We start from the raw sequence: 13003 nt of genomic DNA on the forward strand, positions 1-13003 counted from the left end.
TTTTGGGATAATTTAGCAAATTTTAGCAACCCCAACAAGGCGTATGAGCATCCCTAATACTATGATAATTAAATAATTATATTTTATAATAAGAGCTATTATACGATCGGCCCAAAAATCAACAAATCGAAAAACTGATCCAAAAATAATAAAAACCAATAGTATTTTCACATACTATTTATTCAAAACCAATTTTTCTGGCTATCGCCACCAGCTCGGTGGTATTACGCACTTTTAGCTTCAGGCGGATGTTTTTCCGGTGCGTTTCTACTGTATAACGGCTAAGGTTCAACGAATTTGCGATTTCCTTATTATTCAGTCCCTGTACTGCCAACCCCAATACATCTTTTTCACGGGCAGTCAGTTTATTGAACAAGGTTTCATTTTGCCGGCGTAGTATTTCGCTCAGGGCAGCAGATAACTGCAGATTGGTATCAATCGCATTGGTGAGATCCAGAAAGGCACATATTATTTCTACGACCCTTCCATTCTTATCATGTGTAAAAGGCACTTCCAATCCGATCAACCAGCGGTATTCTGTTTCTCCCCGTTTGCGTATCCGGGCCAATCCGCCAAACTGGCTTTTATTATTGATAAAGGATTGCTGGGCCACTGCTGCCAGCTTAAAATCATCCGGATGCATAATATCGCGGAAAAAATCTATTCCCATACCCTTCATCTCCTCCGGAGAAAAGCCTACCGTTTCCGCCAGGCAATCATTACACCAGGTCACGGTTTTAGTGTTATTATCATAACTATAAACCATGGCTGGTACATGATGTAAAATACTCTCCAGCCAGTTGACACGATTTTTTAATTGTTCATTCTCCTTCTGTAAGGTGCTGAGGGAAATATTTTGCCCTAAATCCGAGCCTGTCTGCATACTTTAAGTTTTAAACAAACAATAGGTAAACAACAACCAAGCACACTCAAATATGCCTAATGTTACGTCCTGTTAAACTGAGTATATGTAAATATAAAATAAAATCCCATATGACCAAGCCCCTGACTATTCCGGGAATCAGGAGATTTTCTGATTTGCAGTTTTTGCAATCTTGGCACGCGCTTTTCGTAAAAAAGAGACCATCCTGTCAATTTCTAAATTGATATTTAAAGGATTAGGCAGTAAATTTGGCGACTATCAATAGAATCATATTTTAAAACCCATAAAAAATCTGAGTTATGGCATTTACACTTCCGAGCTTACCCTACGCCACTGACGCGTTAGAGCCACATTTTGATAAATTGACTATGGAAATTCACCATGGTAAGCACCACCAGGCTTATGTTGATAATCTGAATAAAGCGGTGGCCGGTACAGAAAACGAAAACAAATCACTGGAAGAATTAGTAGCTAAGGCTGGTACTATCAGCCCGGCTGTTAGAAATAATGGCGGTGGTCACTGGAATCACAGTTTCTTCTGGACCAGCCTGGCCCCTAATGCAGGTGGCGAACCTACCGGTAAACTGGCAGATGCCATCAAAAGTGCTTTTGGTTCTTTTGAAGCTTTCCAGGAAAAATTCAACAATGCAGGCGCTACCCGTTTTGGTTCAGGCTGGGCATGGCTGCTGGTAAAGGATGGTAAACTGGAAGTTTCCTCTACTCCTAACCAGGACAACCCACTGATGGACGTTGCTGAAGTAAAAGGCACTCCTATCCTGGGTGTAGACGTATGGGAACATGCTTACTACCTGAAATACCAGAACCGTCGTCCGGAATACCTGAAAGCATTCTGGAATGTAGTAGACTGGAAAACAGTTGGTGAACGTTTCGAAAAAGCATAGGTCTGTTTCCAACCGAAAACTTTATAACTTAAAACGGCCCGCTCCAGCAGGAGCGGGCCGTTTTATATCAGCTTACTTACAATTCTTTGATTTTTACATTTTTGAACCAGATTTCACTGCCGTGATCCTGTAAAGCAATATGCCCTTTCCGGGTCATACCATATCCTTTGGCATCCTTCCATTTACCTGTAGCTTTGTTCTTTTTCCAGTCGGCGCTGCCCAGGTCATACTCCGCTGTTTTTTTGCCATTCAACCAGTGCTCTACATGTCCTTTATTGACAATGATCTTCGTGGTATTCCATTCTCCTATCGGGTTGGCGGCTGCTACCAGCGGCGGATTCATCGCATAGTTAGCACCGGTTTTCTGCCAGTCTTCCAGCTTCTCCGGGAAATTATTATCATCAATGATCTGGTATTCCGGACCACTTAAATAAGGGGCATCAAATTCTTCGGTGACCATATACAGGATACCACTGTTACCTTTGGCTGCCAGCTTCCAGTCGGCTTCCAGCTCAAAGTTTTCATATTCCTTATCTGTAATCAGGTCGCCACGTTTATCGCTCTTGTCTGACGTACTGCCCAGGCAATGCAATAAACCGCCTTCCACTACCCAGGGTTCTGTTGATTTATTTTTATAACCGCGCCAACCATCTTTACTAGTACCATTAAACAGCAACTGCCAGCCGGCAGCTTTATCTGCATCACTCAATACAGCCGCTGCAGCCGTATCAGCAGTCACTGCCTGCTGGATGGCAGTATCCGCTGTTACTGCTGTGGAATCTTTACTTGCAGTTGAGGCACCATTTCCACAGGACATTACCGTGATGGCCACAACTGACAGTGCGGGCATGAATAGTTTTTTCATATTTGGAACATTTAATTATTTATTAACCAGTTTCAGATTTTTAGGATCCCATTGAATGATCTTATTGCTGAAGTAACTATCGTTACACAATAATGCCGGTGCGGCTGCACGGAAACCAAATAACGAATCCTCCGCTACTTTTCCGCCGGTACGCATCGCATTAAACAGGTTATAGAAGTGATCAAAATGCGCGCCTTTATATCCGTCTTCGGCAATATATTCCGTTTTATCCGGTGCCAGCATCTCCTTACGGTGATAGGTATACGCTTTTCCGGGGTCAGCAGCAGCATTAGACTGCGTCAGCGGATCATTGGCATCCTCGTGATTTCTGTTGCGATATAACGTCACCTTATCCCATTCTACCGTCATGGAGCCTTCGCTACCTACCATGCGCAGGTAGTTGGTACCACCGGTACCATCTACAAAGTTCACCCGCAACGACAGGTTAAACGCAGGATGTATATCTGTTTCCGGATAATCAAACATCCCCATCATTACATCCGGTACTTCGCGGCCATCTTTCCAATAGCGTAAACCACCGGTCGCCATTACTTTTTCGGGCCCGATAGATCCGGTTACAAAGTGCAGGCTGGAGAACAGGTGTACGAATAAGTCGCCGGAAACACCGGTACCATAATCCCGGTAATTACGCCAACGGAAGAAACGTAGCGGATCAAAAGCCCGCTTCGGTGCGTTTTTCAGGTAAGCCTCCCAGTCTACTGTTTTCGCGGAAGCATCCGCAGGAATCGGATACTGCCAGGCGCCGGTAGGCGACATACGCGCCCAGAAACCTTCTGCATAGTTCAGTTTGCCGATAGCGCCGTCTTTCAGCAGCTGCCGTGCCTTTTCATTACCCAGGGAACTCATACCCTGGCTACCTACCTGGTACACCACTTTGCCGTTTTTCTGCTGGGCAGCTACTACCGCCGGACCTTCTGTAATATCATGTACCATTGGCTTTTCGCAGTATACCGATTTGCCTTTGTTCATAGCAGCTACCGATATATCCTTATGCCAGAAATCAGGTACTGCAATAATCACAGCATCAATATCACTGCGATCCAGAATATCATTATAATTACGGGTGGTATAAATATCATTCCCGTATCTCTTTTTAGCATCTGCCAGCCGGCCATCATACAAATCGCAGGCAGCTACCAGCTTTACACCAGGTACCGTAATAGCCGTGTTGGCATCAGCAGTACCCATCCCACCAGCGCCAATAAGGGCTATCTGTATGTGATCGTTGGCACTGTATTTTTCGTTCAGGCGTGACAGTGATTGAATGTTTCTTTTTCTATCCGCAGCTGTGATGATGCCGGGCAACAGTGATGCACCCACCACTCCTTTGGCAAATTTGCTGATAAAATTTCTGCGTGAGCTTTCATTGGAATTTACTGGCATGATACCCCCATTTAGGTTGAAGAAAATAATAACGTTTAATTACATAATGCGTTTGTTAAAATAAAAACAATAAACCGGAAATCATAATTTAAGCAAAATGGAGGAACTAATTAAGAAAAAAAGACGCATGTGGTAAAAGATACCCCGAGGCAACCGCCCCGTTTATCTTTTATAACATGCGTCTTTCTTATAGCCGGCCGGCGTTTCTTAGTAGCCCGGATTATTCGGCAACAGACGGGCATTTTTGTCGATGGCCGACTGCGGCACCGGCAATAACATAAGGCGGCTGGCCCAGGTACGGGTTTCCACACTACCGCCATCTACTGCATAAATGGTTTTATTCATGACAGTGGCAGCAATACCCCACCGGCGAATATCCATATACCGGTTTCCTTCCAGTGCCAGTTCTATTCTGCGTTCCTGTCTTACGGCATTACGCAGGCTTTGCTGACTGTTGTATTTACTACGATCCAGCTTAGCCATACCAGCTCTTTCCCGGATCTGGTCGATGGCGTCATATACGCTGGCATCGATCGTACCCAACTCAATGCTGGCTTCTGCATAGGTGAGCAGGATCTCTGCATAACGGATAATGATATGGTTCGACCAGTTGCTGTAATTCGGATAGGCAGCAGGATCTACCAGCTTCCGGAAGTTATAGCCTGTTTTGGAGTTATTGGAGCCTTTCGCCCACTTAAACCGGTCTTTACCAGTTACTTTATTCCAGGTGCTGCTATCGTACATCACCGTGGCATAAAAACGAGGGTCCAGGTTCCGGAACTCATCATAGTAAGTAGGCTTTTGGCTCAGGTCTTTTCTGGCAGCATATCTGGCGGCACGGGTAGTGGCATCAATGGTGCCGGTACGCGGTTCCCCTGTTTTGAAGTCCGCGTAAGCATTTACGAGGTCCTGGGTAGGCGTAACAGAACTCCAGCCGCCCATAAATGCAGGGGGCAGGTAGGTATTTTCTGATTGCACATCTTTCTGGAAAGTATGCTGGCGATCGAAAATCACCTCTGCATTTCCTTTATTTGCGGCCCAGAACAGTTGCTCATAACTACGCATACCTAACCGGAAACGTTTCTCTTCTGCATCATTGGTAAAATCAACCCATAACTTATAGTTATCTACTGCATCATCTCTATCTTCTGCATTGATTTTAAAAAGCTGATAACCAGGAATTGCCATCACTGATTTGGCATATTTCAGGGCATTGGCGTAATCGTTTCTGTACAGATGAAAACGTGCTGCCAATGCCAGCGCCGCTCCTTTGGTAACCCTTCCTTTTTCGTTAGGATACCCGCCCGGATAGGATTCCGGCAATACAGCCGCCGCCGCATCCAGTTCATCAAAAACGAACTTGACAATCTTCTCTTTATTATCCCTTGGTAAATCACCCTGATTCGTAGCGGTAATCAATGGTACATCTCCAAATTTGAGGGTTAAACCCATATAAAAGAAAGCCCGCAATACTTTCGCTTCTGCTTTCAAACGGTTTCTCAGTCCGGGTTCTATGGCCGTGATCCGATCGATGTTCTCCAGTAATGCATTGGCCCGGCGAATGGGTGTAAAATCCCAGCCGTCATTTTCCGTCGTAGTAATATTACCCAGTGCAATAGCGGATGCATTGCTTTCCCATGGGTACTGGGCATGGGCATTATCAGATGCTCCATCGTCATATATCGCATTCTGTCCGTCCATCAGATGTGCTACATCTGCAGAATATCCCAATCCTCCGTATACGCCGTTCAAGGCATTGGTGGCATCTGCGAGGGTATTCCAGAACTGACCTGTTGTTACTTTATCTTCCGGTATCCTGTTGAGGAAATCTTTTGAACAACCACTCCAGGCAAACGTCATCAACAATGCCGCACCTGCTATAATCTGTTTTTTCATAATCTTCTTTTTCTACAGGTTAAAATTTAACGTTTACACCAACTGCCCAGGTTTTTACACCCGGATAAGAACCACGGCCGGAAGCCATTTCCGGATCGTAATCCGTCAGGCGTTTATCGAACATAAACGTGAACGGATTATTAGCCGCGAGATAAATCCGGGCCGACTGCATAGCCGCTTTTTTAGCCCACTGTTTCGGCAGGGTATAACCCAGCGTAATAGCACGTATACGGAAATAATCTCCCTTAAATAACCAGAAAGAAGAAATAGGATTATTATTCACTTTAGGCACCTCCGATAAACGGGGATACACAGCATTAGGATCTGGATTTTCTTTCGTCCAGCGACCCAGGTGGTAGGCTTTCACTTTACCGCCGTTAAAGAACGCATTGGAAGCTTCCTGGCCCAGATAGGTTTTTACATTCGTAACACCATAAGTAATGATGCCAAAATCGATGCCTTTATAGCCCAGGTTCAGGTTGATGCCATATGTCAGCCAGGGCACCTCATTTCCAATCACTACACGGTCTTTACCATCAATAACACCATCGTTATTCTGATCTTTGAATTTGATATCGCCCGGTTTTTGTACCACCCCTTTTTGTCCGGCGTTGTTTTTCACATCATTATCATCTGCAAACAGTCCCAGTGCTTCATAACCATAAAAGGAACCTACGGACTCTCCTACCCTGTCGATGTAATAGGTATCATGGATATTATCATCCACACCACCCATATCTATAATGCGGTTGGTGATTTTGGACATATTACCGGAGATGTTATAGGTAAAATCCTTCCCGATCTTATTGTGATAGGATAACATCAGTTCAATCCCTTTATTGCGGGTAGCACCGGCATTAATGAGGGCAGGTTTTAAACCGTAATCATCAGAAAGCGGTCGTTTGATCAGGATACCTTCTGTTCTCTTCACAAAATAATCCAATGTTACATCCAGTTTGCCCTGGAAGAAAGACCCATCGAATCCAACGTTGGTCATGTATACTTTTTCCCAGGAAGTGCTGAGATTAGCTGCATTCTCCTGATAAGCACCATCCACAACATTCCCGTCAAAACTATAGGCGCCCGGATAGGTGCCAATGTATTCGTAATAGTTACCCAACGGTACTACACTTTCATTCCCCAGTATACCCCATGAACCTCTTAATTTCAGGTTGTCTATCCAGCTGATTTTTTTCATGAAAGCTTCTTCCGATATACGCCAGCCGGCAGATACAGACGGGAATTTTGCCAGGCGGTAATCCGGATGAAAACGGGAAGACAAGTCAAAACGCATATTGGCTTCCAGCAGGTATTTATCCGCAAATGCATAGTTGATACGGCCAAAGTAAGAACGGATAGCCCATACTTCGGAATAAGACCCGTTGGGAGATTGTTTGGTTCTGTCTATATTAAAATCAGTGAGCTGGTCATCGTCTGTTGTCAGCGCATCGTCGGCCGTTCCGCCACCTGCGCCTACTGTACCCAGATTATTGGAAGGGAAATTCCGACGGCCTACGCCAACATTCCGGTATACATTACTTTCCTGAGAAGCACCCAACATAATTTTTGTATAATGCTGTTTATGGAAGGTTCTTTCATATTCTGCAAAAGCCTGTAACAGCAAAGCCTGGCGCTGACTCCATTTTTCCTGCATCCGGTTAATGGTACGTGCAGTAGTCATGAGGGGCGCCTTGGTGTCAAAGTCCACCAACGGAGCCATGGTATTCCAGAAACGGTTGGCAGTCCGGTTATCCAGTTTCAGGGAAGCCAATCCCTTTACAGACAATCCTTTCAATGGCGTTAAAGTACCATTGATACCACCGGTAAAGGCATTGTTTTTATCCCAGTTGCGGCCACCCAGCTGGTTGTTCCATACCACGTTATTTTTTGCAAACGTAGCATCTGTCTGCCCTGCATTGATCGTACCCCAGCTGCCATCAGTATGACGGGCAACCAGTGTAGGCGTAGTACGGTTCATTTCCGTAAAATTCATTTCATCGCCCCGGTTATTGATATCCTGTTTTACAAAGGCGACATTAGTACCGATGTTGAGGATGGGCAGTACCTGAGAGGATGTATTCAAACGTACCGCATAGCGGTCGAGGGTTTTGGTAGGCACCAGTGACTGCTGGTTCTGATAGGCCATACTCAGGTAGTAAGTGGTATTTTTGGAACTACCGCTAACGCCTATCTGAATATCTTTAAAGGCCGGATTCTTACGCAGCGCTTCTTTATACCAATCTGTGTTGGGATAATGATCCGGATCGCTGCCATCTGCAAATTTGCGGATCTGCTCTTCACTATACAACGGTAAACCACCATCATTGGTGATGGCTTCATTTCTCAACCGGGCATAATCTGCAGAGCCCAGGAAATCCGGTGTGCGGGTAGGTGAAGTAAGACCATAGCTGGCATTTACATCCACACTCATCTTCCCTTCCTTTCCTCTTTTGGTAGCAATGAGAATCACCCCGTTAGCGGCACGGGAACCGTATATCGCGGCAGAAGAAGCATCTTTCAATACAGACATGCTTTCGATATCGTTGGGATTAATCGTAGCCATGTCTGATGCCGTAGAAGGAATGCCATCGATGATATACATCGGGCTGGAACCGGCAGCTGATAAGTTGGTACGGCCACGTACACTCACGCTACCTACATCTTTGCCTACGTCGCCGGGGCGGTTCAGAATGGTCAGTCCCGGTACGAGCCCCTGTAACGCATTTTGTACAGAGGTAACCGGCCTGGAAGCCAGTTTGTCGGCCGTCACGGTGGCTACGGAACCTGTGAGGTTTACCTTTTTCTGGGTACCGTATCCCACTACCACCACTTCATTCAGGCCTTTGGTATCTTCCTTCAGGACTACGTCAATGGTTGTACGATTATTGACAGCAATGGTTTGCTGTACATATCCGACAAACGTAAACAGTAAGGTAGCATCATCCGGTACATCCAGCTGATAGGTACCGGTGGCGGTAGTAACCGTACCTTTTGTGGTACCGGCTATCTGTATGTTTACACCAGGTATCGGATTGCCTTTCTCATCGGTGATTTTACCTTTCACCGGAATGTTTTTGATGACAGCAGCAGCCGGTGCTATTACAATCAGTTCTTTATCCAGTGCACGGAAAGTGAGATCGGTATTCTTCAATACCTTGCTCAGCACTACTTCTACCGGCTGGTCAGTAACATCAATGGAAATAAATTCGTTATTCGGCAATACATCGTTGTTGTATACAAAACGTACGTGCCCCTGCGCCTCAATGGCCTGCAACACTTTAACAAGGTGCATCCTTTTGGTGCTCAGCGTGATTTTGGTTTGCGAGTATGCAGTGGCGGAAGCCTGCAAACATGCTACCAGCATAATAATGGCTGTCAGCTTCATGGTTCTTAGCACATAAATGAACGGCATTCCCCGGAAGCCATCAGCCTTCCCGGGAAGTCTCTTTTTTTTCATACTTTTAGGTATTATAGGTCAATAAAATGGCAGCAGCAGCCCCGATCCGTCCAAGACAGGGTGCCGTATACAGCCGGTTGATCTTATTGAAGGGGAAATGTGCCAGCATTTCCTCTTCTATTTGTTCACTGTTTTAGCTATCCATATGTTTTAGTTGATTTATTTATCGATCATTAACGTGTCATTGTTTAACTGATATTTAAAAGGTGCCGACAGTTGCAGTGCCATCATCACACGCGGCAATGGTTCATCGCGGAATGTGCCCGTAAACCGGGCTTTTTTCATTGTTTCATTATTAAAGACGACAGTCACACCATACCATCGATGTAACTGCCTTGCTACTTCTTCAAACGGCTGATCAAAAAAAGCCAGCTTATGATCTTTCCAGGAGGTTTCCGCAAAACTGCTGTCTGCTGTAAAGACTTTGGCCGGTTCTATCTGATAGCTAACGTTATTGGCTATACGTGTTTCACGATTTTCGGCTGTTCCGGTTAGCAGCTGTGCCGGTATATGTTTTACCACCAGCTTCTGGCTGGGGGCCAGCTGCACCTTTCTGTTCTGTTCCTGCTTCAATACTACCTGAACAGCGCCGCTCAGCAACGTGGTTTCTGTAGTAGCATCTTCCTTATAGGCTTTTACATTGAAGGAGGTGCCCAGTACATGAATATCCAGCGCGGTCGTATGAATAATAAAAGGTTGACCGGCCTGCTTCGCAATATCAAAAAACGCTTCTCCTTCCAGCATCACTTCCCGCGGCTTACCTGTTTCCCAGTTATTGTAACGGAGCCGGCTATCTACACTCAGCCATACACCAGAGCCATCAGGCAATGTGATATGCTGCACCTTTCCTTTACTGGTAGCCAGTTCCAGCTTGTATGGCTGATTCAACTGCCGGTATATTGCCCAACCTCCACCTAATGCGGCCATTAATAATATCGCCGCGGCACAATTCCGGATCAAAGGGCGCAACCAGAAACGCCTGGCGGCAGGTGCCGGTAACCTGGCGGCCAGGTGTGCCCAGATCTGTTCTTTTTCCGTGGCAGCCATCGTTTCATCTGTCAACAGCGTTGCTACCGTATGCAGCTCCAGGCCTTCATACCAGTCTGTTACCTGTTGGCTTTCTGCAGCAGATAAATCCCTGCTGCTCTGTTCAATCAGTAAAGCCAGGATAGTTTCAGGTATATGTGCCGGCATATCTTTTTTCATAGCGTCCGTGATTGATTGTCGTTTATAGGGAATAAGTGTACTATATACGGTTTAATTTTTTTTCAGGGCAGGTCGAAAGTAGTATTAAAGGGTATTATCCAGTCTTTTGCGGATTCTTTTCAGGGCAGTGCTGATCTGGTTACGTACCGTCTGGTGCGACAGGGATAACTTATGTGCAATTTCTACTGCATTCAGGTTATGATCGCGGCTCAGCACAAATACTTCCTGCATTTTGGCGGGCATGTGTCTTATTTCTTCTTCTACCAGCGTATTTAACTGGCGATAGTAAAGCTGGTCATTTATTTCCGGCTGCAGGCCTTCTTCTTCCTGCAGCAGGCTGCTGTAGTACCGGCTGCGCACAGTACGCAACCGGTAGTAATCAATGATTTTATAGCGCAGGGAAGTATACAGGTATTGCAGCAGGGTTTCCCGCAATACCAGTGTATGGCGGGACTTCCACAAAGAGAAAAATATTTCCTGTACAATATCCCTGACTTCCTCCGTGGTAGCCAGTTTTTTAACCGCCTGCTGATACAGGGTTTTCCAGTAGCGTTCATAAATTTCCCGGAAAGCCCGTTCATCATCTTCTCTCAGCAGCAGCAGCAATTCAGGATCAGTTATATGCTTCAAACCACGATATCTTTTGATAGAAAAAAGTAATGAAAACTACTGGCGGCGCACCGTCAGCAGTTGTTTGTACTTCGCCTGGTCATGCAGAATTGCCGCGGCGGCATTTACATCATTATCCCATGCCAATGACCGGGCAATACGGCCGGGCTGGGAATAGTAGCGGTTCACAATTTCTTCTTCCAGCAATCTTTTGATTTCTGTTTTATTCTTGAGCAGGTCCTGTTTTTTATCGTGTTTCATTTTCTGCTCCAGTGTTTCCAGTTCCTGCGCTACCGCATCGTAGTATTTTTCTCGCTTCGCCGTATTCTTGAAAGTCTCTAACGCGTCTTCACTACGGGTTTTATAGCTATAATCTTTGCTATCGAGATAATGCTCAAAGTCGGTAAACTCTGCATCGGTGAGGGTGAAAGCCGTTGCTGGTGCAATCTTCGGGTGACTGTAATAATACCTGGTGGCGTAGTCGAAAATGAATTGTTTCCGGATAAGGGTGATCGCTACCTGACTGATAAAGGTAGGATCTGATTTTACATCGGGTTCAATACCTCCGCCATCTTTCACGGTACGGCCGTTTGCAGTAGTAAAAGATTTACGGAGAGAATCCGGTACCAGCTCAACGCTGCCGTCGTCATTACGGTGCGAATAGTCGATGGCCTGGATGCATCGGCCGCTGGGTGTATAGTATTTAGCCGTTGTTACTTTCAGTTTGGTATTGTAAGGCAGCTGACGGGTAGTTTGCACCAGCCCTTTGCCATAGGAGCGCTGGCCGATGACCAGACCACGATCGAGGTCCTGCATGCTGCCCGCTACAATTTCCGCTGCAGAGGCAGAAGAATGATTGGTCAGTACTACCAGTGGCAGGTGCATATCTGCCGGCTGTTCGGTGGTTTCGTAGTTACGATCCCAGTTTTTCACCTTTCCTTTGGTGCTTACAATCAGTTTGTTTTTATCCACAAAGATGTTGGCTACCACTACTGCTTCATCCAGCAGACCGCCGGGGTTACCCCGCAGGTCCAGCATCACGCCTTTTAATCCGGGATTGTCTTTCTTCAGTTGTTCAAATGCCTGACGTACCATGGCCCCGCTGTTTTCCGTAAACTGGGTCATTCTGATATAGCCGATATCATTTTTTACAACGCCGGTATAATTGACGGCTCTCACATTAATTTCTTCCCGGGTAATTTTACGGGCTGTTTCCACACCGGTCAGCGGGTGGCGGAATATCATATCGAGGGTGGTGCCGGGGGCTCCTTTCAATTGTTTGCTGATTTCTTCCTGGGGCAGGTTTTTAGCGGACTTTCCGCCCATGTTGACGATGATATCACCTGGTTTTACGCCGGCTTTGTCCATGGGGCTGCCTTCATATACATCGGTAATGGAGGTCCATTCGCCGTTCGTATTGATAGAGGCCCCTACGCCGCCATATTTGCCGGTGGCCATGAATTTGAGGTCATCCAGGTTTTCTTCCGCAATGAAATCGGTGAAGGGATCTGTTTCTTCCAGCATGGCTTCAATACCCTTTTTCATCACTTTTTCCGGCGGCAAGTCATCTACATAGTAAGTATTCAGCTCCCGGTAAAAGGCGGCGAAAATATCCAGGTTTTTAGCGATCTGGAAGTATCTGTCACTTTCGTTGAAAGCAAAGATGCCTGCTGTTGTCAGTAACAGTAGCAGGAGTGCTGCCAATTTTTTTCTTTTATTCAAAAAAGCACGCATGCAAAAGAAGATATAAGATGAATGAAACGGAACAGTTGGCCTCCGGT

Annotated in this window: 9 protein-coding genes; 1 reads left to right on the forward strand and 8 read right to left on the reverse strand. The window is 45.9% G+C overall.

The window, feature by feature from the left end:
* Window positions 1–178 precede the first annotated feature (178 nt).
* Window positions 179–883 carry a LuxR C-terminal-related transcriptional regulator gene (locus OL444_RS01530; RefSeq protein WP_264735010.1) on the reverse strand — a complete coding sequence of 235 codons (705 nt, stop codon included), beginning with the start codon at window positions 881–883 and terminating at the stop codon, window positions 179–181.
* A gap of 299 nt (window positions 884–1182) precedes the next feature.
* On the opposite strand from OL444_RS01530, the gene OL444_RS01535 reads away from it, so the two are divergent.
* Entirely contained in the window at window positions 1183–1785 is a 603-nt protein-coding gene (locus OL444_RS01535; RefSeq protein WP_264735009.1) for a superoxide dismutase, read from the forward strand.
* 76 nt (window positions 1786–1861) lie between these two features.
* Here OL444_RS01535 and OL444_RS01540 read toward each other — a convergent pair whose 3' ends face one another.
* The 7 genes from OL444_RS01540 to OL444_RS01570 form a co-directional block, all read right to left on the reverse strand.
* Entirely contained in the window at window positions 1862–2650 is a 789-nt protein-coding gene (locus OL444_RS01540) for a 3-keto-disaccharide hydrolase (protein ID WP_264735008.1), read from the reverse strand.
* A 15-nt stretch (window positions 2651–2665) separates the two neighbouring features.
* A complete protein-coding gene (locus OL444_RS01545; RefSeq protein WP_264735007.1) occupies window positions 2666–4054 on the reverse strand; it encodes a Gfo/Idh/MocA family protein in 1389 nt (462 codons plus the stop codon).
* A 207-nt stretch (window positions 4055–4261) separates the two neighbouring features.
* Window positions 4262–5950, reverse strand: coding sequence for a RagB/SusD family nutrient uptake outer membrane protein (locus OL444_RS01550; RefSeq protein ID WP_264735006.1), 1689 nt, complete (start codon window positions 5948–5950; stop codon window positions 4262–4264).
* Between the two features lie 19 nt (window positions 5951–5969).
* On the reverse strand, window positions 5970–9407 hold the full coding sequence (locus OL444_RS01555) for a TonB-dependent receptor (protein ID WP_264735005.1): 3438 nt from the start codon (window positions 9405–9407) through the stop codon (window positions 5970–5972).
* Between the two features lie 159 nt (window positions 9408–9566).
* A complete protein-coding gene (locus OL444_RS01560; protein WP_264735004.1) occupies window positions 9567–10613 on the reverse strand; it encodes a FecR family protein in 1047 nt (348 codons plus the stop codon).
* A gap of 84 nt (window positions 10614–10697) precedes the next feature.
* Window positions 10698–11243, reverse strand: a complete 546-nt coding sequence (locus OL444_RS01565; protein WP_264735003.1) for a sigma-70 family RNA polymerase sigma factor — start codon at window positions 11241–11243, stop codon at window positions 10698–10700.
* A gap of 36 nt (window positions 11244–11279) precedes the next feature.
* Window positions 11280–12956 (reverse strand): S41 family peptidase, encoded by a 1677-nt coding sequence (locus tag OL444_RS01570; RefSeq protein WP_264735002.1) that lies wholly within the window; start codon window positions 12954–12956, stop codon window positions 11280–11282.
* Window positions 12957–13003: the final 47 nt, after the last annotated feature.

Source organism: Chitinophaga nivalis (assembly GCF_025989125.1).
Classification (GTDB): Bacteria; Bacteroidota; Bacteroidia; order Chitinophagales; family Chitinophagaceae; genus Chitinophaga; species Chitinophaga nivalis.

What these genes read in the sequence shown, in the direction of transcription:
- OL444_RS01560 (WP_264735004.1), bottom strand. Translation starts at nt 10,613, where the DNA reads ATGAAAAAAGATATGCCGGCACATATACCTGAAACTATCCTGGCTTTA.
- OL444_RS01540 (WP_264735008.1), bottom strand. Translation starts at nt 2,650, where the DNA reads ATGAAAAAACTATTCATGCCCGCACTGTCAGTTGTGGCCATCACGGTA.
- OL444_RS01550 (WP_264735006.1), bottom strand. Translation starts at nt 5,950, where the DNA reads ATGAAAAAACAGATTATAGCAGGTGCGGCATTGTTGATGACGTTTGCC.
- OL444_RS01555 (WP_264735005.1), bottom strand. Translation starts at nt 9,407, where the DNA reads ATGAAAAAAAAGAGACTTCCCGGGAAGGCTGATGGCTTCCGGGGAATG.
- OL444_RS01535 (WP_264735009.1), top strand. Translation starts at nt 1,183, where the DNA reads ATGGCATTTACACTTCCGAGCTTACCCTACGCCACTGACGCGTTAGAG.
- OL444_RS01530 (WP_264735010.1), bottom strand. Translation starts at nt 883, where the DNA reads ATGCAGACAGGCTCGGATTTAGGGCAAAATATTTCCCTCAGCACCTTA.
- OL444_RS01570 (WP_264735002.1), bottom strand. Translation starts at nt 12,956, where the DNA reads ATGCGTGCTTTTTTGAATAAAAGAAAAAAATTGGCAGCACTCCTGCTA.
- OL444_RS01545 (WP_264735007.1), bottom strand. Translation starts at nt 4,054, where the DNA reads ATGCCAGTAAATTCCAATGAAAGCTCACGCAGAAATTTTATCAGCAAA.